We start from the raw sequence: 20169 nt of genomic DNA, 5'->3' as shown, positions 1-20169 counted from the left end.
GCGGCCCTCTCGTGTCCCGTACGCGGCCCACGTGTCACCCACAGCCCGGTACGGCAGGATGTGCGGCATGCCAAGCGCAGAGGACACGAGCGTGCACCAGGAGCGCCCCGTCGTACGACCGACGCGGCAGGACGAGATCGCCGCGGCCGGCAGCGAGCTGATCGGCGGTCCCGTGGGCCGCTGGGCACGACTCGGGGCGGGACCGCTCACGCCGGTACGGGTCATCGTGCTCGTGGCGATCGGGATGTTCGCACTCGGCATGGTGCAGAAGATCCCCTGCTACGACTGGGCGTGGTTCCGCGGGACCAGCTCGCAGTACACGCACGCCTGCTACTCGGACATCCCGCACCTCTACCTCGGCCGCGGCTTCGCCGAGGGCCTCGTCCCCTATGCCGACCGGCTCAGCGGCGACATGGACTACCTCGAGTACCCCGTCCTGACGGGTCTGTTCATGCAGGTCGCGTCCTGGCTGACGCCGACGCCCGACTCGGATTCCATGCAGCAGCACGAACAGATGTACTGGATGGTCAACGCGGGCATGCTGATGATCTGCGCCGTGATCATCGTGGTGTGCGTCGCCCGCACGCACCGGCTCCGCCCCTGGGACGGTCTCCTCGTCGCCCTCGCACCGGCGCTCGCGCTCACCGCGACGATCAACTGGGACCTGTTCGCCGTCGCGCTGACGGCCGCGGCGATGCTGATGTGGTCCCGCGGCAGGGCGCTCGCCTTCGGCATCCTCATCGGCCTGGCGACGGCTGCGAAGCTGTACCCGGCGCTGCTCCTGGGACCGCTGCTCGTCCTGTGCTGGCGGGCAGGGAGATGGCGGGAGTACACCTCCGCTCTGCTCGGCGCGGCGGCGGCCTGGCTGGTGGTGAACCTTCCGGTCATGCTGTACGCACCCGAGGGCTGGAAGAAGTTCTACACCTTCAGCCGGGAACGGCAGATCGACTACGGCTCCTTCTGGCTGATCATCACCCAGCGCACCGGCCGCCCTGTCGATGTGGACACGGTGAACACGGCCTCCGTGCTGCTCATGATCGTGCTGTGCGCGGGGATCGCGGGCCTGGCGCTGGCAGCCCGGCACCGGCCGCGGTTCGCCCAGCTCGCGTTCCTGGTGGTGGCCGCCTTCATCCTCACGAACAAGGTCTACTCACCGCAGTACGTGCTCTGGCTGATCCCGCTGGCCGCGCTGGCCAGGCCGCGCTGGCGGGACTTCCTCGTCTGGCAGGCCTGCGAGGTCATGTACTTCCTGGGGATCTGGCTGTACCTCGCGTACACCACGAGCGCCGACAAGCACCAGGGGCTGCCCCAGGAGGGCTACCAGGTCGTGATCGTCCTGCACCTCCTGGGCACCCTGTACCTCTGCGCCGTGATCGTCAGGGACATCCTGACGCCCGAGCGCGACCCCGTACGGCGCGACGGATCGGACGACCCGTCGGGCGGGGTGCTCGACGGGGCTCCGGACAAGGTGTCGCTGGGGCGGATGGTGCGCCGCGCGCGCCCCGGCGCACACCCGGAGGCCGGAGAGCCGAGCCCCGAACGGGACCGGGTAGGCGAAAGGGCCTCCGGCTGACCGGCGCCTACCGGTCCACGAGGCGGTCGAACTGGGTGGTCGTGTGGCGCAGATGGGCCACCAGTTCGTCACCCACCTTCGGCTCCTGCGCGTCCGAGGGCACGAACAGGATCGACACCTGCATGTGCGGAGGCTCGGCGAACCAGCGTTGCTTGCCCGACCAGACGAACGGCGACAGATTGCGGTTGACCGTGGCGAGCCCCGCGCGTGCGACCCCCTTGGCCCGCGGCATCACGCCGTGCAGGGCCTTGGGGGCCTCCAGCCCGACACCGTGGGACGTCCCCCCGGCGACGACCACCAGCCAGCCGTCCGAGGCGGCCTTCTGCTGGCGATAGCCGAACCGGTCGCCCTTGACGACAGGCGTCACGTCGAGCACCGCGCCGCGGTACTCGGTCGCCTCGTGGTCACCGAGCCACAGACGCGTGCCGATACGGGCGCGGAAGCGGGTCTGCGGGAACTGCTGCTGCAGCCGGGCCAGCTCCTCCGCCCGCAGGTGGCTGACGAACATGGTGTGGAGCGGAAGCCGGGCCGCGCGCAGCCGGTCCATCCAGGAGATGACCTCCTCGACCGCGTCCGAACCGTCCGTGCGGTCCAGTGGCAGGTGCAGCGCGAAGCCCTCGAGACGCACGTCCTCGATCGCCGCGTGCAGCAGCCCCAGCTCCTCCTCCTTCACCCCGTGCCGCTTCATCGAGCTCATGCACTCGATGACCACCCGCGCGCCCACCAGGGCGTGCACGCCGTCCACGGAGGAGACGGAGCGGATCACCCGGTCGGGCAGCGGCACCGGCTCCTCGCCCCTGCGGAAGGGCGTCAGCACCAGCAGGTCGCCGCTGAACCAGTCCTTGATGCGGGCGGCCTCGTACGTGGTGCCGACCGCCAGCGTGTCGGAGCCGAAGCGGATGGCCTCCTCGGCCAGCCGCTCGTGGCCGAAGCCGTAGCCGTTGCCCTTGCAGACGGGCACGAGACCGGGGAACTGGTCGAGCACCGACTTCTGGTGCGCCCGCCAGCGCGCGGTGTCGACGTAGAGGGAGAGCGCCATGGCCGGCCCGGAACCTTTCTGGTGGCTGCGGTGGAATCGGAAGGAGGAGGGCTGAAACGGGATGGGTGGCTGCTCAGCGGCGCGACATGTACATATCGAGCGCCTTGTGCAGCAGCTTGTTGAGGGGGAAGTCCCACTCGCCGACGTACTCGACGGCCTCGCCCCCGGTGCCGACCTTGAACTGGATCAGGCCGAAGAGGTGGTCCGTCTCGTCCAGCGAGTCACTGATGCCGCGCAGGTCGTAGACGGTGGCGCCCATCGCGTAGGAGTCGCGCAGCATCCGCCACTGCATCGCGTTCGAGGGCCGCACCTCACGTCCGATGTTGTCGGACGCGCCGTACGAGTACCAGACGTGCCCTCCCACGACGAGCATCGTGGCGGCGGAGAGGTTCACGCCGTTGTGCCGGGCGAAGTACAGACGCATGCGGTTGGGGTCCTCGTTGTTGAGGACCGTCCACATCCGCTGGAAGTAGGAGAGCGGCCGCGGCCGGAACCGGTCGCGCACCGCGGTGATCTCGTAGAGCCGCTGCCATTCCGCGAGGTCCTCGTAGCCGCCCTGGACGACCTCGACACCGGCCTTGTCGGCCTTCTTGATGTTGCGCCGCCACAGCTGGTTGAAGCCCTTGAGGACGTCCTCCAGGGAACGGTTGGCCAGCGGGACCTGGAAGACGTAGCGGGGCTGTACGTCACCGAAACCGGCTCCGCCGTCCTCGCCCTGCTGCCAGCCCATCTTCCGCAGCCGGTCCGCGACCTCGAAGGCGCGCGGCTCGATATGGCTGGCCTCCACGTCCCGAAGGCGCTTCACGTCCGGGTCCTGGATGCCCGACTTGATCGCGGCCGAGTCCCAGCGGCGGATGACGACGGGCGGGCCCATCTTCACCGAGAAGGCGCCCTGCTGCTTCAGGTGGGCGAGCATCGGCCGGAGCCAGTCGTCCAGATTGGGGGCGTACCAGTTGATGACCGGGCCCTCGGGAAGATACGCGAGGTAGCGCTTGATCTTGGGCAGCTGCCGGTACAGCACCAGGCCGGCGCCGACGATCTCACCGCTCTTGTCGAACCATCCCAGGCTCTCCGAGCGCCATTCGGTCTTCACGTCCGCCCACGCCGGGACCTGGCAGTGACTGGCCGAGGGCAGACTCTGGATGTACGCCAGATGCTGCTCTCGGCTGATGGTCCTCAGGGTCAGGCTCATGCGGGGCGCTCCTCGGCAGGTGTGTCCCCATCGGTCAGGGGCTCCGGCTCTCGCGCCGAAGCCTACTGTGACCGACGGGTGCCCGGTCTGGCCCGTCGGGACCGGACCGGGTATCCGCCATCCGGGACCACCTGCCGGAGCGCTGCGCGGGGGGTGCCGGCGACCCGGCCGCAGCTCTGCCGCTCAGGTGATCACGCCACCGAAGAGGCCGCCGTGCGCCATGCCGAGGAAGAAGCCGACGGCGGAGGAGCCGAGGCCCATGATCAGGCCGAACCGCTCCCAGGTGGTCTTGGAGATGTACTGCCCGTAGGCGCCCGTCAGGATGCCGATCAGTCCTGCCCACGAGCTGATCAGGTGCAGGCTGTGGAACATCGCCGTCACGAAGGCGAGGATTCCCAGCACCCCGGTCACCGCCATCAGGAGCTCCTGCCGCGGATGCGGCCTGCCGTCCGTGGCGAAGAGGGAACCGGTGGCCCGGCGCCTGCCGGCTCCCCGGCCGGGAGCGGGCCGCCTGCCGGGGGAACGAACTGTCTGCGCCATGAAGCACCTCCAGGCGGGAAGGGCAGTGCGATGTAGTGCCTGTCACACCGCATCTGTCTCGATTGTGCTCCCTGAACACCGGATTTCAACCGGAAGGCGGTCTGCGGGTAGTCTGTACCCTCTGCACCGGTGTCTGCCCGGAGCCAGCACGACAACCCCCCTCGGATTTCCCGGAAAGGGCGTTGTCAGTGGTGGCTGTTTTACTCGGAGACACCGATGCTCACGCATCACGACCCTCCTGCCACGGAACGACCGTGGCCGCTGAGTCCAAAGGAGGTGGGTTACACATGCGTCACTACGAGGTGATGGTCATCCTCGACCCCGATCTCGAGGAGCGCGCAGTCTCCCCGTTGATCGAGAACTTCCTCTCCGTCGTCCGCGAGGGCAACGGAAAGGTCGAGAAGGTCGACACCTGGGGCCGTCGTCGTCTCTCTTACGAGATCAAGAAGAAGCCTGAGGGCATCTACTCGGTCATCGACCTGCAGGCCGAGCCTGCGGTTGTCAAGGAGCTCGACCGACAGATGAACCTGAACGAGTCGGTCCTCCGGACCAAGGTCCTCCGTCCCGAGATGCACTGAGCGTCTAGCTCAGCGGTCATCGGGTTCGAGTAGCAAGCAGCCAGAAGCAATCCCCGCCGAGAGGTTCACCCATGGCAGGCGAGACCGTCATCACGGTCGTCGGCAATCTCGTCGACGACCCCGAGCTGCGCTTCACCCCGTCCGGTGCGGCGGTCGCGAAGTTCCGTGTCGCGTCCACTCCCCGCATCTTCGACCGGCAGACCAATGAGTGGAAGGACGGCGAAGGCCTGTTCCTCACCTGCTCGGTCTGGCGTCAGGCGGCGGAGAACGTCGCGGAGTCGCTTCAGCGAGGCATGCGCGTCGTCGTGCAGGGCCGGCTGAAGCAGCGGTCCTACGAGGACCGCGAGGGCGTCAAGCGCACGGTCTACGAGCTGGACGTCGAGGAAGTCGGCCCCAGCCTGAAGAGCGCCACGGCCAAGGTCACCAAGACGACAGGTCGAGGTGGTCAGGGCGGCGGCCAGGGTGGTTACGGCGGTGGCCAGCAGGCCGGCGGCAACTGGGGCGGCGGTCCCGGTGGCGGTGGCCAGCAGGGCGGTGGCGGTGCTCCCGCCGACGACCCGTGGGCCACCGGCGCGCCGGCCGGCGGTCAGCAGGGCGGGGGCCAGCAGGGCGGCGGAGGCGGCTGGGGCGGAAGCTCCGGCGGTTCCGGCGGTTCCGGCGGCGGCTACTCGGACGAGCCTCCCTTCTAAGGGCTGCTCGTACCCCACTTCTTGATCACACAGGAGAAACACCATGGCGAAGCCGCCTGTGCGCAAGCCTAAGAAGAAGGTCTGCGCGTTCTGCAAGGACAAGACCCAGTACGTGGACTACAAGGACACGAACATGCTGCGGAAGTTCATTTCCGACCGTGGCAAGATCCGTGCCCGCCGCGTCACCGGCAACTGCACGCAGCACCAGCGTGACGTCGCCACGGCAGTCAAGAACAGCCGTGAGATGGCGCTGCTGCCCTACACGTCCACCGCGCGATAAGGGAAGGGTGACCGAATCATGAAGATCATCCTCACCCACGAGGTCACTGGCCTCGGTGCCGCCGGCGACGTCGTGGACGTCAAGGACGGGTACGCCCGTAACTACCTGGTTCCGCGTGGCTTCGCCATCCGCTGGACCAAGGGTGGCGAGAAGGACGTGGCGCAGATCCGCCGCGCCCGCAAGATCCACGAGATCGCGACGATCGAGCAGGCCAACGAGATCAAGGCCAAGCTCGAGGCCGTGAAGGTGCGTCTGGCTGTTCGCTCCGGCGACGCCGGCCGTCTCTTCGGCTCCGTCACCCCGGCTGACATCGCCTCGGCGATCAAGTCCGCCGGTGGTCCGGACGTCGACAAGCGTCGCGTCGAGCTCGGCTCGCCGATCAAGACGCTGGGTGGGCACCAGGTGTCCGTCCGTCTGCACCCCGAGGTTGCCGCGAAGCTCGGTATCGAGGTCGTTGCTGCCTAAGGGCGCAGCTCAGCAGAGCTAGGTGAAGGGCCGCACCCCTGGGTGCGGCCCTTCGTCGTGCGCCGCGCCGGGGTGCCGTCGTGCGCCGCGGCGTCCCGGTGGGCGTGGTGCCCTGGGTGCCGTAGTGCCGTGGCGTGGGGACGTCCGGGGAGCTGGGGCTCCGAGCACAGGGCGCTGTTTCACGTGAAACAGCCCCGTCCGCGATCGCGGCCGGGCAGATGCGGCCCCTGCACACCAGGCCGATCCGCCGGCGTCCACTCGGTGACCGCTGTTCAGCGGGTGGCGCCGGTGACGATCCACCGGCCCGAGCGGGTCCGAAGCCAGAGCGTTGCCAGCCGGACGGTCATCATCAGCGTCATCGCCCACCAGAGTGCGGTGAGGCCGCCTCCGAAGCTGGGGACCAGCAGCGCCACCGGGGCGAAGACCGCCAGTGTCAGGAGCATGGCCCCGGCGAGGTAGCGGCCGTCGCCGGCCCCCATGAGTACGCCGTCCAGGACGAAGACCACTCCGGCGACGGGCTGGGAGAGAGCCACGACCAGCAGTGCCGGGAGGAGCGTGTCCTGGACATGGCTGTCGTCTGTGAAGATCGGCACGAACAGGGACCTGGCCAGGACGATCAGCACTCCGAGGACCACCCCGGAGACGATGCCCCACTGGACCATGCGGCGACAGGCATCCCGGGCGCCCTTGGCATCGTTCGCGCCCAGGTAGCGGCCGATGATGGCCTGCCCTGCGATGGCGATGGCGTCGAGGGCGAAGGCCGTGAGGCTCCAGAGGGACAGGACGATCTGGTGAGCGGCGATCTCGGTGTCACCCAGCCGCGCGGCCACGGCAGTGGCGATCATCAGGACCGCGCGAAGGGAGAGTGTACGGACCAGGAGCGGAACACCCGCCTGTGCACTGGCCCGGATCCCTGCGGTGTCGGGCCGCAGGGACGCCCCGTGCCGTCGGGCTCCGCGCACCACGACAACGAGATAGACGAGTGCCATGCCCGCCTGGGCGATGACGGTGCCCCAGGCCGAGCCGGCGATGCCCAGACCGGCCCCGTACACGAGCCCCACATTGAGGGCCGCGTTGGCCGTGAAGCCGCCGATGGCCACGTATAGAGGTGTCCTGGTGTCCTGAAGACCGCGCAGCACGCCGGTCGCCGCGAGCACGACGAGCATCGCGGGGATGCCGAGGCTGGAGATCCGCAGGTAGGTGGTGGCGTACGGCGCGGCCGTGTCGGACGCCCCGAACGCCTGGACCAGCCAGGGGGCCGAGGGGAGTGCGACGGCGACCACCACGGCCCCGAGCAGCAGAGCGAGCCAGATGCCGTCCACGCCCTGGCGGATCGCGGCGGGGAGGTTCCCTGCGCCGACCCGGCGGGCAACCGCGGAGGTAGTGGCGTAGGCCAGGAAGACGAAGATGCTCACAGCGGTGGTGAGCAGGGCGGCCGCGACTCCCAGGCCGGCAAGCTGCGGGGTGCCGAGATGGCCGACGATGGCGCTGTCGACCATGACGAAGAGCGGCTCGGCCACGAGCGCGCCGAAGGCCGGAACGGCGAGGGCGATGATCTCGCGGTCATGCCGACGGCGGGACGGTGGTGGGGTCGCGGGGGCCTGGGTCATGGCTGCCAATCTAATCTTCCACAGGTAAGAGATGCAATGCAGTAGGAGTCCTTACTTTGGGCGTGGTCCGCACCGGCGTGGTCGGCCGCTCCCCGTGATCTTGAGAGAAGGGGAAAAGTTTTTCTCCCCCACAGCCGGTGGACGGAGAAGTGGCAGGTCAGGGCGGTTCCGGGGGAGGGGATATGAGTTTGTCCACAGTGCTGTCCCCCGCTCCGTGCACAGGATCCGGTGAGTTCTCCACAGCATCTGGTTGGTCATCCACATGCCCTGTGGATAACCGGATTGGCTGACGGTGCGGACCGGCCTACCGTGGTGCGGCGCCCGCACTCCGTTCCGGCCTGGAAGTCCGCAGAACTTGACGCGCCGGAACCGGAGTCGGGCGTCTTGTTTGTCGGTGCCGTGCCGTAAGAAAGAGTGGCACGGCTAGGTCCGCGAAGCGGACGGGAGGAGGTGGCCGGGTGAGCATTCCCGAGCCGTTGGACGACCCCTGGGCCGATGTCGGTCCCAGCGACCGTCTGCCTGTGTCCCGTCAGCGCCGCGGAGAGGGCGGCAGGGGGCGCGAGGAGCAGCACGAGCGCGGGCGGGAGAGCGGCTGGGACAGTGGCTCGTCCGGCTTCGAGCGGGTGCCACCACAGGATCTCGACGCGGAGCAGTCCGTCCTCGGCGGCATGCTGCTGTCCAAGGACGCCATTGCCGACGTCGTGGAGATCATCAAGGGCCACGACTTCTACCGCCCGGCCCACGAGACCGTCTACACGGCGATCCTGGACCTGTATGCCAAGGGTGAGCCGGCCGACCCGATCACGGTGGCGGCCGAACTGGTCAAACGCGGTGAGATCACCAAGGTGGGCGGCGCCCCCTATCTCCACACCCTGGTCCAGTCGGTGCCGACCGCGGCCAACGCGTCGTACTACGCCGAGATCGTCCACGAACGCGCCGTGCTCCGGCGCCTCGTCGAGGCCGGCACGAAGATCACGCAGATGGGTTACGCGGCCGACGGCGACGTGGACGAGATCGTCAACTCGGCGCAGGCCGAGATCTACGCCGTCACCGAGCAGCGCACCAGCGAGGACTACCTGCCGCTCGGCGACATCATGGAGGGTGCGCTCGACGAGATCGAGGCCATCGGTTCGCGCAGCGGCGAGATGACCGGAGTGCCGACGGGGTTCACCGATCTCGACTCCTTGACCAACGGCCTCCACCCCGGCCAGATGATCGTCATCGCGGCGCGGCCCGCCATGGGTAAGTCCACGCTCGCTCTGGACTTCGCCCGCGCCTGTTCGATCAAGAGCAACCTGCCGAGCGTCATCTTCTCCCTCGAGATGGGACGCAACGAGATCGCGATGCGCCTGCTGTCCGCCGAGGCGAGGGTCGCGCTGCACCACATGCGCTCCGGCACGATGACGGACGAGGACTGGACGCGGTTGGCGCGGCGCATGCCGGACGTCTCGGCGGCACCGCTGTACATCGACGACTCGCCGAACCTGTCCATGATGGAGATCCGGGCGAAGTGCCGTCGCCTCAAGCAGCGCAACGATCTCAAGCTGGTGGTCATCGACTATCTGCAGCTGATGCAGTCCGGCGGCGCCAAGCGCGCCGAGAGCCGGCAGCAGGAAGTCTCGGACATGTCCCGAAACCTCAAACTCCTCGCCAAGGAGCTGGAGCTCCCCGTCATCGCGCTCTCCCAGCTGAACCGTGGCCCCGAACAGCGCACCGACAAGAAGCCGATGGTCTCCGATCTGCGTGAGTCCGGATCCATCGAGCAGGACGCCGACATGGTGATCCTGCTGCACCGGGAGGACGCGTACGAGAAGGAGTCACCGCGTGCGGGAGAGGCGGACCTGATCGTGGCCAAGCACCGTAACGGCCCGACGGCGACGATCACGGTGGCCTTCCAGGGCCACTACTCCCGCTTCGTGGACATGGCCCAGACCTGACCCTTCGCGCTGTGGGGTCTCAGAACTCGTGGCCGCATCTCTTCCGGCTGCGGAAAGGCCATGACGGTGGGAGCGGGCACCCGTCCACGCCGTGCGAGAGCGGGAGGCTGTTCAGTGCCTCGTCCCGTACCTGGTCAGGACCACGCCGCCGGGAAACGTCCGGCTCTCCACCAGGTCGAGGTTCACCCAGCTGTCCAGCGCGGTGAAGAACGGCGTGCCGCCGCCCACCAGGACCGGATGGGCGACGATCACGTACTCGTCGATCAGCCCGGCCCGCATGGCCGCCCCGGCAAGGGTCGCGCCGCCGATGCTCATCGGGCCGCCGTCCTCGGCCTTGAGCCGGGTGATCTCGGCGATCGCGTCGCCGGTGACCAGGCGGGTGTTCCACTCGACCTTGTCGATCGTCGAGGAGAACACCACCTTCGGCGTGTCCCGCCAGTTCCGCGCGAAGTCCCTCTCCGCCGGGGTGGCGTCGGGCTGCTGGTCGCCGGTCGGCCAGTAGGAGCTCATCGTCTCCCAGAGCTTGCGCCCGTACAGCGACAGGCTGTTCGCCTGCTCGTGGGCGAGCCACCACCGGAACAGCTCGTGGCTCGGCGGTCCGCTCCAGCCGATGTCGTCGCCGGCCGCGGCGATGTAGCCGTCCAGGGTCAGGTTCATGCCGTAGATCAGTTTCCGCATGACCAGCCTTCCGTCCGTGGGTGCCGGGCGTACAGACGAGCGCGGCGCGGGGAACTCATCGGTGCGGGAACCGGGCTCGCCGGTAATCCCGTGCTCGGGGCTCAGCTTGGTGTACTCGGCCGGCACGGGCAAGCCGCCCGATCTCGACCGCGCCCTCACGAGGGATGCCGCCGAAGACCCCGTCAGGGGCGATACGGCCGTGAGACACCCAAGAGCGCCCAGGGCACACAAGATCGACATGTCACGAGCAGCGAGACCTCACGCGCGCCTTGTGGTGGGTCCCCGAGCTCCCTGTCGGGGCGGCCCTCGGTGCCGGACGGACCTCGGATTTGCTACCCGGACCCCGGCCGACGAGGCCGAAGCCCTGCCGAGCAGGAAACGGTTCAGACGACTACGACCCGGCGTCCGCGTGTGTGACCGGCCTGGCTGTCGAAGTGCGCCGCCGCTGCCTCGGCCGAGGCGGCCTGGGAAGTCACCTGACCTTCTGCGAGCACAGTCGCCGAGGTCGCGGTCGGCTCCGGCCGAGGGTGTGAAACCCCTCGGCCATCGTGACAGCGCACGAAGCCGGCGCCACCGAGGCGGGCGACGACGCACCGCTCCGACTTCCCCCAGCATGCGGCGCCGTGGCGATGATGACCGCTCCGCGCACCTCACCCACGAGGCCGGTCCGGTACCAGCGACAGGCCCGGCCCAGCGGCGGCCCCGGGGGTCAGGCTCTTCCGCGGAGCGCCCACCTCGGCGGCGCCCGCGCTGGACACCGGTCGGCTACCTGGGGAAGGGCGCGGTCAGGACCTGTTCACCGAACGCCGTCAGTAGACATCCGGTGAGGCCGCCGACCAGCGGCGACCGGAGCAGCCCTGCCGACTGCCGACCCAGCAGATGCGGAACAGCCAAGGGCACAGGGCCGGCGGTGGGCCGCGACCAGATGGACGACCGGGAACACGGCACGAGGCTGAGACTCCGACGTCCCGCACGACAGGAGACTGCGGAAGACTCCGCAGGCCACGAGCGCGATCTACGATACGGGCCGCGCGACCCCGCAGCGCTGTGCGGCCGCGAGGGGCAGGCGGTGCCCGGCCGGGACGCCGCCATGCCGTATTCCCGCGCCCACCGGGTGCGGTCGTCTCCGCCGGCGAAAAGTGCTCGCCAGGTGACTGCCGCGGGGGTAGTCCTTGACCATGACCTCTTCCGAAGAACTGCTGCCCACTACCGGCCGGGCCCTGCTGCACCGCATCGCCACCGCCCAGGCCGAAGGCCGTACCCCCTCGCTCGTCGCTGCGGTGCAGCGGGGCGGCCGGATCGTCTGGAGCGGTTCGCGTACGTGCGTGGACGGCCACGCGCCCGACGGCGACACGCAGTTCAGGATCGGCTCGATCACCAAGACGTTTACAGCCGTGCTGGTGCTGCGCCTACGCGACGAAGGGCTGCTCGATCTGGGCGACCCGCTGGAGAAGCACCTCCCTGATGCCGGAGCCGGTGAGGTGACCATCCACCAACTGCTGGGCCACAGCGCGGGTCTGGGGGCGGAGACGCCCGCGCCGTGGTGGGAAAGGACACCCGGGACGACCCGGCCGACGCTCGCCGATGTTCTCGGTGAGCAGCCGCGGATGCATCCACCCGGCCGGCTGCATCACTACTCGAACCCCGGTTACACGCTGCTCGGAGCCCTCGTCGAGAGGCTGCGCGGTGATTCCTGGGCCGAGGTGCTACGCCGCGAGATTCTTGAGCCCCTGAGGATGGACCGTACGACTCCGCAGCCCCAGGCCCCGCACGCGGGCGGCTGGGCCGTACACCCGTGGGCCGACGTCATGCTGTCCGAGCCGGCCGAGGACCTCGGACTGATGGCGCCCGCCGGCCAGCTCTGGTCCACGACCACGGACCTTCTCCGCTTCGCGTCGTTCCTCGAACGAGGAGACGACCGCGTGCTGAGCGCCTCGTCGGTGCAGGAGATGCGTGCTCCTGCGGCCCCGTCCGAAGCGGGCGACCGAGACGGCTCGTACGGTCTCGGCCTCCAGGTCGTACGAGGGGCAGGGCGCACGCTCCTCGGCCACTCGGGGTCGCTGCCGGGGTTCCTGGCTGCCCTGTGGTTCAGCGTCGAGGACGACGTCGCCGCGGTGGTGCTCACCAACGCCACGTCCGGCCCGCTGGTCACGACGGTCGCCGCGGATCTTGTGGGCATCGTCGCCGACGCGGAGCCGAGGATCCCCGAACCCTGGCGGCCCCTGCCCCAGGTCGACGACGAACTGCTCGCTCTGACCGGTCCCTGGTACTGGGGCACCCATGTGCACACCCTGGAGCTCCTTGCGGACCGGGGGCTCGAACTGCGGCCATTGCGGGGTGCCGGCCGGGGCGCTCGTTTCGAGGCACGCCCGGACGGGACCTGGGTAGGTCTTGACGGGTACTACAGGGGCGAGACGCTGCGCGTGAGGCGGACCGAGGGCGGCACGGTGGACCATCTCGACCTGGGATCGTTCGTCTTCACACGGGAGCCCTACGACCCGTCGGCCGCCATTCCCGGTGGTGTCGACGGGGCCGGCTGGCAGGGGCTCGCTCCCTGAGTCCGATCGGACGGCAACGCCGCTGTTTCACGTGAAACAGCAGCGTTCATGTGCAACCCGGCCGGTCGGCACTGCTCAGGACGTCAGTTCGCGTTCCAGAGGGGTACGGAAGCGAGGGGTGACCCGGGCCTCACCCACCCATGAGGAGAGCCGCGACGCCTCGGCTTCGATGAGGTGCGAGGCGTCCCGCCCCACGTCGGACAGGAGCCGCCACACGATCTCGCCGTCCGGGCGCTGCGCCCAGCCGCCCACGACGGTGCCGTTCCACCACACTGTGGGTCCGATGTTTCCGGCGCGATCGAAGAGCGCGGCCCGGTGGGCCGAAGGCAGGTGGAAGCCGCGGTCCGCCCAGCCCATGGCGCTCGGATCGAGGCTGGGGAGCAGAGCGGCCCAGGGTCCCAGGGGCGGTTCGGGGGCCAGGTCGCAGGGGGCGACCCAGCCGGTGGCCCCGTTGTCGAGCAGTACTTCCTGCCCGCCTGAGACAGCCAGGGCCTTTCGCGTCTCTCGGAGGCTCCATCCGGTCCACCACTTCAGGTCGGCCTCGGTGGCGGGGCCGTATGAGCGGAGCCAGCGCCGTGTCAGTTCTGCCTGTGCCTCGGCCGTCCCTGAAGCCGCCCACGCCTCGGCGGCCGTCCAGCGGAACTGGCTGGAGGTCCAGGAACCGCGCGGCCGGTCGCGTCGGATGCGGCCGTCGGCGGCCAGCAGGCGGATGACCCTGGAGGCGACGCCCTGCACCGTCTCCTGCTTGGTACCGGGGAAGACCGTGATCTTCGTACGCAGCGCGGGGACCGCTGCGGACAGCTCGCTTCCCGTCGCCTGACCACGGGCGGTCAGCTCGGTGACGGTGGCCTGTTCGACCTCGGCGAGCCAGTGCTCGTCGAGGCCGTTGCCGTCGTCCCGCAGGCGCTTGAGGAGGGCACGGCGCTCCTTCGCCGCCACCGCCCGCGCGTTCGCCGCGTCGACGAACGGCGCCAGGTCCCTGGACACGGTGAACAAGGTGTTCCGCATCGAGAGGAGCCGTACGAGCGAGACGTCCTCGTACAGGGCGCGTTCCACCGCGTCCACCTGGGGCCGCGACAGCCTGGCACATGCGGAGAGGTGGAGCGTGGCGGCGTCGGTGGCATGCAGGGCCACGAGTGCGTCCGCCACCGTCACGACGGAGGCGGTACGCACCGACGGGGCCAGCAGATGCCGTCTACCGAGCCTGGTACGGCGCTGTTCGTCGTCGATGCGATGCATGCTGCCCTCTCGTTCTCCGGATCCGGTCGGCGCGCTGCTGGGACTCAGAGGGTGAGTTTGAAGCCCACGTGACTCGCGGTGAATCCGAGCCGCTCGTAGAAGCGGTGGGCGTCGGTACGGGAGGCGTCGGACGTCAGCTGGACCAACTGGCACCCCTGGCGCCGGGATTCGTCCACTGCCCACTGGATCAGCTGGGTGCCGAGGCCACTGCCCCGTTCGTCGGCGTGAATGCGGACGGCTTCGACGATGGAGCGGGTCGATCCGCGGCGGGAGAGCCCTGGTACGACGGTGAGCTGCAAGGTGCCCACGACCCGCTTCTCGCGCACGGCGACGACCAGGTGCTGGTGGGGGTCGTCGGCGAGCCGGCGGAAGGCCGCGTGGTACGGCGTGAGGTCGTCCGGCGACTCGCGCCGAGCACCTAGGGGATCGTCGGCGAGCATGGCCACGATGGCCGGGATGTCGTGGAGTGAGGCAGGACGTATCTCGAGATCGCTCATGATCGGCAGACTACGCAACCCGCACGGTCAAGCGGGGACGTTGAGCGCCTCGACCGTCCGTACGAGCGGGGCCAGCTCCGGATTCTGTGCCGCTTCGTCCAGGGCAGCGCGCAGGGCGGTGTCGTTGGTCGGTCTGGCGGCGTCGAGCAGGGCGAGGCCGGCTTCGGTGACATCGGTGTAGATGCCCCGCCGGTCCGTGTCGCACAGATAGCGGGTGAGCAGACCGCGGTCCTCAAGCCGGGTGACCAGCCGGGTGGTGGCGCTCTGGCTGAGAACCACCGCGTCGGCCACCTGCTTCATCTGGAGGTGCCCGCCCGTCCCGCTGTGCTGGCGGCTCAACACGTCGAGCAGCGAGTACTCGCGCACGCTGAGGCCGTGGTGCGACTGCAGCGCCCGCTCGATGCGGGCCTCGATCTTTCCGTGGAGCAGGGAGAGGGCGCACCAGCTCTGGGAGAGGGCGGTCAGCGCGGGGTCAGTCGCGGTCATGTGTCTCTCCTCCGAACGCGCGGGAACTCCTTGCACTCCCAGGATAGGGCAAGAACGCAATAGCCCGCGCTTGCAATTAATAAGCGTTTGCAATTATTGTTTACGCTTGTAAAACGCAGGCGCAACTTTCAAGGAAGGTGTCACCCATGCCGCTCGCGCTCCTCGCCCTCGCCATCGGGGCATTCGGTATCGGAACCACCGAGTTCGTGATCATGGGGTTGCTTCCCGATGTCGCGGCAGACTTCCAGGTGTCGATCCCGACCGCAGGGTTTCTGGTCACGGGTTATGCCCTCGGCGTGGTCCTCGGCGCACCGCTGATGACGTTGCTGGGCACCCGGTTCACCCGCAAGCACATGCTGATGCTTCTCATGGGGCTGTTCATCGTGGGCAACGTGGTGTCCGCGCTCGCCCCCGTCTTCGGGGTGATGCTCGCCGGACGGGTGATCGCCTCGCTGGCCCACGGCGCCTTCTTCGGCATCGGGTCGGTCGTGGCGGCGGACCTGGTGGCTCCGGAGAAGAAGGCCGGTGCCATCGCCATGATGTTCACCGGACTCACCGTGGCCAACGTCGTCGGCGTCCCGCTCGGCACCTTCGTCGGCCAGAGCGCCGGCTGGAGGGTCACCTTCCTCGTGGTCGCGGGGCTGGGCGTCCTGGGCCTGGTCGGGGTGGCGAAGCTCGTCCCCGAGCAGCCGAAGCCCGAGGGTGTACGCATCCGGCCCGAGCTGGCAGCGTTCCGCAACGTCCAGGTGCTGCTCGCCATGGCGATGACAGTGCTGGGCTTCGGCGGGGTTTTCGCGGCCGTCACCTACATCACCCCCATGATGACCGACACCGCCGGCTACGCACCGTCCTCCGTCACGTGGCTGTTGGTCCTCTTCGGGCTGGGTATGGTCGGCGGCAACCTGATCGGTGGCATGTTCGCCGACCGCCGTCTGATGCCAATGCTGTACGTATCGCTCGGAGCCCTCGCCGTCGTCCTGGCCCTGTTCACTCTCACCGCTCACGACAAGTTCGCCGCTGCGGTCACGATCTTCCTCATCGGAGGCCTGGGCTTCGCGACGGTCCCCCCGCTGCAGAAGCGCGTCCTGGACCAGGCGGCGGGTGCTCCCACCCTTGCGTCGGCCGTCAACATCGGTGCCTTCAATCTCGGTAACGCGCTCTCGGCCTGGCTCGGAGGCGTCGTCATCGCGGCCGGCTTCGGCTACACCGCTCCCAACTGGGTGGGTGCCGCTCTCGCTGCCGCGGCCCTTGTCCTCGCTTTCGTCTCCGGCGCCCTGGAGCGCCGTACGGGAACGCGCAGCCGGGTGGTCGCCGAGCGCAGCCCCGAGCCGGTTCCGGCCGCTCCCGGGCAGAGCTGACCCATGCAGGCCCGGCCCCCCGACGGTGACTGCCGCGCGGGGAACGCGGTGGGCGTGCAGCCGTCCGCCAGTTGGCCACCGGCCTTGGTAGCCACGGCCGCGTCATTGGTTTCACGTGAAACACGCGGTGTCAGGGAATCATGGTGCCCAGCAGCACGGCACCGGTCGGCCGACGGCCAGCGCTGTCCGCACGTACTGGCCTCGGTGTACGAGCGAATCCCCGGACGGACGGCCTGGGCCCAAGGCGAGTGGGGGAGGCCGGTCTCAGCGCAGGTCAGGTGCTTGCAGCGCCCGGACGCCCTCGATGTTGCCGTCGAGGTAGTGGCGCAGGGACAGCGGCACCAGATGCACGGCCGCGATCCCGACCCTGCTGAAGGGCACGCGCACGATCTCGTACTCCCCGCACGGCTGGTCGACCTCGGGGCCGTGGCGGCGTGAGGGGTCCATCGACTCCAGGCGGCAGACGAAGAAGTGCTGGACCTTCACGCCTGTGATGCCATCACGCTCGATGTGTTCGACGGTATCCACGAAGCACGGTACAACGTCGACGATCTTGGCTCCGAGCTCCTCGTCGACCTCGCGGTGCAGAGCGTCGATGACGGTGGCGTCCTCCGGCTCGACCCCGCCACCTGGCGTGACCCAGTAGGGGTCGACCCCGGGCTTGGTGCGCTTGATGAGGATCAGGTCGTCGCCGTCGAGCAGGACGGCGCGTGCGGTGCGCTTGACCACAGGGCGTTCGGTCATGGCAAGAGAGTGGCCCAGGAAACCCGGCTTGAAACGCATCCGGGCCCACGGTCACCAGGCGACGGCAGTACGCACCAGCCACTCGTTCGCCCGCGCGATTGTGCAGGACGAGGGTGACGGTCCTCCCGCGACGAAAGAGCACGTCCGTAGCGGTGGCATCCGAAGGCCGAGCACGGCCATGAGCTCATCGCGCTCCGAGGCGTGCCGGCAGAGATGCCGGGCAGGGCGGCGAGACCGGCGCGCCCCACCGCGCTCTCCCGGTGGGCGTGCCTGCCCCGGGCCTTGGGGAGGAGGGACGGGCGTCCGAGGTGCCGCTCCAGTGTGCGGATCTGTGAGGTGACGGCCGACCGGGAAGCCCGAGCACGGTGGCTGCCCTCGTGAAGGTCCGGCCTCGTGGACCGTGACGAACGTGCGCAGCAAGCAGGTCCATGGGTTCGCCCCACCTCGCGTCGCCTGCGCACCCGCAACCACGAATATGTCGAAGGTGGCAGTCGCTCGTGCGAGTACACGCTCACGCACAGCGTTTCTTGACAGGGGTCGTCGACGCGGAGAACCGGGGAGGCCCGACTCGCGAGGGGCACTCGGACCTCCCGTCCGCAGCAGGACCGGCTGATCGACAGGGACGCCCATTCCGTCACGGGCCGGTCCCGCCCGGGCCGCCCGCCGACCGGCGCCGCCCGCCGGCCGCGCTCAGCGCACCGTTTCTCCGGCTGTTCAGCGCACCGCTTCGTCCAAGGCGTGTGCCACGTCCGCCAGCAGGTCGGCGGGGTCCTCGGCGCCGACCGAGAAGCGGACGAAACCTTCCGGAACAGCGTCGCCTCCCCATCGGGCCCGGCGTTCGGCCGTGGAGCGAACGCCGCCGAAGCTCGTCGCGTCGTCGACCAGCCGAAGCCCCGCCAGGAAGCGCTCGGCGGTCTCCTTGTCCGCCAGCACGAAGGAGACCACGGAACCGAAGCGCCGCATCTGCCGCACGGCGATCCGGTGCGAAGGGTCGCCCGGCAGACCCGGGTAGCGAAGCCCCGTCACCTCGGTGCGCTCGGAGAGCGCCTCCGCGAGCGCGAGCGCGGTGGTGCACTGCCGGTCGATCCTCAGCTGGAGCGTGGACAGGGAGCGGTGAGCGAGCCAGGCCTCCATGGGACCGGGGATCGCGCCGACCACCTTGCGCCAGCGCCGTACGCCGGCCGAGAGCCGTGGGTCCCGGCAGGTCACATGGCCGAGCAGGATGTCACCGTGGCCGGTCATCCCCTTGGTGTCGCTGGCCACCGAGAAGTCAGCGCCCAGCTCCAGAGGGCGCTGACCGAGAGGGGTGGCCAGCGTGTTGTCGACGGCGACCAGTGCACCAGCCGCATGCGCGGCGGCGACGAGCCTGCGCACGTCACAGACATCGAGCCCGGGGTTGGACGGGGTCTCGATCCACAGCAGCTTGGCGCCGTCGAGGGCCTTCAGCTGGGCGTCCCCACCGGTCGGCGCGGTGCGTACCTCGACCCCGTACGCCTCCAGTTGCTCCCTGACCAGGGGCAGTGCCTGGTAGCCGTCGGCGGGCAGGACCACGATGTCGCCGACGCGTGCCTGGGACAGCAGCACCGCCGAGACGGCTGCCATCCCGGAGGCGAAGACCGTCGTCTCGACCTCCTCCCCCGGTGCCTCCAGCTCACCGATGGCCCGTTCCAGATGGGTCCACGTCGGGTTGGTCTCACGGCCGTAGGTGTACGGGCCCACGGGTTCGCCGGACAGATGGAAGTGTGCGGCGAAAACCGGACCGGGCAGCGTGGGTCCGTACTGCTCCGGTTCGGGCAGCCCCGCCCGTACGGCCCGTGTCCCGTCGCCAGTGGTGCTCATTGCTGTTTCCTCGTCTCTCCCCGGTGGTCACCGGTCCGCTCTGCACTGTGCCAGGAGGGGAAGGATCAGTCCTCGTCGGGGAGCACCACGTTGAGGGCCCAGGACACGACCGAGATGATCAGCCCGCCCAGCACCGCGGTCCAGAAACCGTCGACATGGAAGTTCAGGTCGAGGACGCCGGCCAGCCATGAGGTCAGCATCAGCATCAGGGCGTTGACGACCAGGGTGATCAGCCCGAGCGTCAGGATGAACAACGGGAGGGTGAGCAGCTTCACCACGGGCTTGACCACGAAGTTGACCAGGCCGAACAGCAGCGCCACCACGATCAGCGTGAATATCTTGCGGCCCGTGTCGTCACCGGTCAGCGTCACGTCCTGGAGCAGCCAGATGGCTACGGCCAATGCACCCGCGTTGGCGATCGTCTTGACTACGAAATTCTTCATGTGTCTGATCGTGGCAGACACGATCGGTGGTCGACACCGACTGAAGGACGAGAACGGCGCGAGGGGCGGACGGACGATGAGGGCATTCAGACTGGACGAGCTCGAGGCGGAACGCGCGGCCAACGACGGCGCTTATCTGCAGTTCGTCCGGGAGCGCAACATGTCCGTCGGGCTCTACGCGCTGGATGCCGGTGAGCTCGACCCCCAGCAACCGCACAAGCAGGACGAGGTCTACCTCGTCGTCAGCGGCCGGGCCTCGATCACCGTCGGGCTGGAGACCACCCAGGTGGGCCGGGGAAGCGTCGTGTACGTACCCGCGGGAACCGCCCACAAGTTCCACCACATCACCGAGGACCTCAGGGTGATGGTCGTCTTCTCTCCGCCGGAGAGCTGAGCCGTACCCCGGGTCTCCCTAGGGGATCGT

20 protein-coding genes and 1 pseudogene are annotated in these 20169 nt (G+C 69.1%); 9 read left to right on the top strand and 12 right to left on the bottom strand.

Annotated elements, in window-relative coordinates; all coding sequences use genetic code 11:
* Window positions 1–58 precede the first annotated feature (58 nt).
* Window positions 59–1573 carry a glycosyltransferase family 87 protein gene (locus tag ACH4VO_RS13385; RefSeq protein WP_398440947.1) on the top strand — a complete coding sequence of 505 codons (1515 nt, stop codon included), beginning with the start codon at window positions 59–61 and terminating at the stop codon, window positions 1571–1573.
* 7 nt (window positions 1574–1580) lie between these two features.
* Here ACH4VO_RS13385 and ACH4VO_RS13380 read toward each other — a convergent pair whose 3' ends face one another.
* From ACH4VO_RS13380 to ACH4VO_RS13370, 3 genes are all read right to left on the bottom strand, one after another.
* A complete protein-coding gene (locus ACH4VO_RS13380; RefSeq protein ID WP_360994429.1) occupies window positions 1581–2612 on the bottom strand; it encodes an alanine racemase in 1032 nt (343 codons plus the stop codon).
* Window positions 2613–2685: 73 nt separating this feature from the next.
* The gene (locus ACH4VO_RS13375) at window positions 2686–3804 is read right to left on the bottom strand and encodes a peptidoglycan bridge formation glycyltransferase FemA/FemB family protein (RefSeq protein WP_360994426.1); all 1119 of its coding nucleotides are present in this window, start codon (window positions 3802–3804) and stop codon (window positions 2686–2688) included.
* Between the two features lie 183 nt (window positions 3805–3987).
* Window positions 3988–4344, bottom strand: coding sequence for a hypothetical protein (locus ACH4VO_RS13370; RefSeq protein ID WP_360994423.1), 357 nt, complete (start codon window positions 4342–4344; stop codon window positions 3988–3990).
* A 287-nt stretch (window positions 4345–4631) separates the two neighbouring features.
* On the opposite strand from ACH4VO_RS13370, the gene rpsF reads away from it, so the two are divergent.
* From rpsF to rplI, 4 genes are all read left to right on the top strand, one after another.
* Window positions 4632–4922: a 30S ribosomal protein S6 gene (gene rpsF, locus ACH4VO_RS13365; RefSeq protein WP_016644628.1), complete on the top strand. Its 291-nt coding sequence runs from the start codon at window positions 4632–4634 to the stop codon at window positions 4920–4922.
* 71 nt (window positions 4923–4993) lie between these two features.
* The gene (locus ACH4VO_RS13360) at window positions 4994–5611 is read left to right on the top strand and encodes a single-stranded DNA-binding protein (protein ID WP_360994420.1); all 618 of its coding nucleotides are present in this window, start codon (window positions 4994–4996) and stop codon (window positions 5609–5611) included.
* Between the two features lie 43 nt (window positions 5612–5654).
* Window positions 5655–5891: a 30S ribosomal protein S18 gene (gene rpsR, locus ACH4VO_RS13355; RefSeq protein WP_003967857.1), complete on the top strand. Its 237-nt coding sequence runs from the start codon at window positions 5655–5657 to the stop codon at window positions 5889–5891.
* Window positions 5892–5909: 18 nt separating this feature from the next.
* The gene (rplI, locus tag ACH4VO_RS13350) at window positions 5910–6356 is read left to right on the top strand and encodes a 50S ribosomal protein L9 (protein WP_014155197.1); all 447 of its coding nucleotides are present in this window, start codon (window positions 5910–5912) and stop codon (window positions 6354–6356) included.
* A gap of 272 nt (window positions 6357–6628) precedes the next feature.
* Here rplI and ACH4VO_RS13345 read toward each other — a convergent pair whose 3' ends face one another.
* Window positions 6629–7966: an MATE family efflux transporter gene (locus ACH4VO_RS13345; RefSeq protein WP_360994417.1), complete on the bottom strand. Its 1338-nt coding sequence runs from the start codon at window positions 7964–7966 to the stop codon at window positions 6629–6631.
* A 458-nt stretch (window positions 7967–8424) separates the two neighbouring features.
* Here ACH4VO_RS13345 and dnaB point away from each other — a divergent pair, with 458 nt between their 5' ends.
* On the top strand, window positions 8425–9903 hold the full coding sequence (dnaB, locus tag ACH4VO_RS13340) for a replicative DNA helicase (protein WP_360994414.1): 1479 nt from the start codon (window positions 8425–8427) through the stop codon (window positions 9901–9903).
* 111 nt (window positions 9904–10014) lie between these two features.
* On the opposite strand, the gene ACH4VO_RS13335 is transcribed toward dnaB, so the two are convergent.
* Entirely contained in the window at window positions 10015–10581 is a 567-nt protein-coding gene (locus ACH4VO_RS13335; RefSeq protein WP_360994411.1) for a dihydrofolate reductase family protein, read from the bottom strand.
* A gap of 1178 nt (window positions 10582–11759) precedes the next feature.
* Here ACH4VO_RS13335 and ACH4VO_RS13330 point away from each other — a divergent pair.
* Window positions 11760–13139: a serine hydrolase domain-containing protein gene (locus tag ACH4VO_RS13330; RefSeq protein ID WP_360994409.1), complete on the top strand. Its 1380-nt coding sequence runs from the start codon at window positions 11760–11762 to the stop codon at window positions 13137–13139.
* Between the two features lie 75 nt (window positions 13140–13214).
* Here ACH4VO_RS13330 and ACH4VO_RS13325 read toward each other — a convergent pair whose 3' ends face one another.
* From ACH4VO_RS13325 to ACH4VO_RS13315, 3 genes are read right to left on the bottom strand one after another with little or no spacing between them, the layout of a single operon-like run.
* Window positions 13215–14378, bottom strand: a complete 1164-nt coding sequence (locus tag ACH4VO_RS13325; protein ID WP_360994407.1) for a winged helix DNA-binding domain-containing protein — start codon at window positions 14376–14378, stop codon at window positions 13215–13217.
* Between the two features lie 44 nt (window positions 14379–14422).
* A complete protein-coding gene (locus ACH4VO_RS13320) occupies window positions 14423–14875 on the bottom strand; it encodes a GNAT family N-acetyltransferase (RefSeq protein WP_360994404.1) in 453 nt (150 codons plus the stop codon).
* Window positions 14876–14902: 27 nt separating this feature from the next.
* Entirely contained in the window at window positions 14903–15361 is a 459-nt protein-coding gene (locus ACH4VO_RS13315; RefSeq protein ID WP_360994401.1) for a MarR family transcriptional regulator, read from the bottom strand.
* A gap of 146 nt (window positions 15362–15507) precedes the next feature.
* On the opposite strand from ACH4VO_RS13315, the gene ACH4VO_RS13310 reads away from it, so the two are divergent.
* Window positions 15508–16719 carry an MFS transporter gene (locus tag ACH4VO_RS13310; RefSeq protein ID WP_360994399.1) on the top strand — a complete coding sequence of 404 codons (1212 nt, stop codon included), beginning with the start codon at window positions 15508–15510 and terminating at the stop codon, window positions 16717–16719.
* Between the two features lie 264 nt (window positions 16720–16983).
* On the opposite strand, the gene ACH4VO_RS13305 is transcribed toward ACH4VO_RS13310, so the two are convergent.
* The 4 genes and pseudogenes from ACH4VO_RS13305 to ACH4VO_RS13290 form a co-directional block, all read right to left on the bottom strand.
* A complete protein-coding gene (locus tag ACH4VO_RS13305; protein ID WP_360994396.1) occupies window positions 16984–17463 on the bottom strand; it encodes an NUDIX hydrolase in 480 nt (159 codons plus the stop codon).
* A 272-nt stretch (window positions 17464–17735) separates the two neighbouring features.
* Window positions 17736–17883 (bottom strand): annotated as a pseudogene (locus ACH4VO_RS13300) (LysR family transcriptional regulator); the annotation flags it as partial.
* Between the two features lie 294 nt (window positions 17884–18177).
* Window positions 18178–19302, bottom strand: coding sequence for a cystathionine gamma-lyase (locus ACH4VO_RS13295; RefSeq protein WP_360994393.1), 1125 nt, complete (start codon window positions 19300–19302; stop codon window positions 18178–18180).
* A 65-nt stretch (window positions 19303–19367) separates the two neighbouring features.
* Window positions 19368–19745, bottom strand: a complete 378-nt coding sequence (locus tag ACH4VO_RS13290) for a phage holin family protein (protein WP_360994391.1) — start codon at window positions 19743–19745, stop codon at window positions 19368–19370.
* Window positions 19746–19821: 76 nt separating this feature from the next.
* On the opposite strand from ACH4VO_RS13290, the gene ACH4VO_RS13285 reads away from it, so the two are divergent.
* Window positions 19822–20139 carry a cupin domain-containing protein gene (locus tag ACH4VO_RS13285; RefSeq protein WP_360994389.1) on the top strand — a complete coding sequence of 106 codons (318 nt, stop codon included), beginning with the start codon at window positions 19822–19824 and terminating at the stop codon, window positions 20137–20139.
* Window positions 20140–20169 lie beyond the last annotated feature (30 nt).

The organism is Streptomyces sp. NPDC020780 (assembly GCF_044334475.1).
Classification (GTDB): Bacteria; Actinomycetota; Actinomycetes; order Streptomycetales; family Streptomycetaceae; genus Streptomyces.
This window is presented reverse-complemented; position numbering and strand designations above follow the sequence as displayed.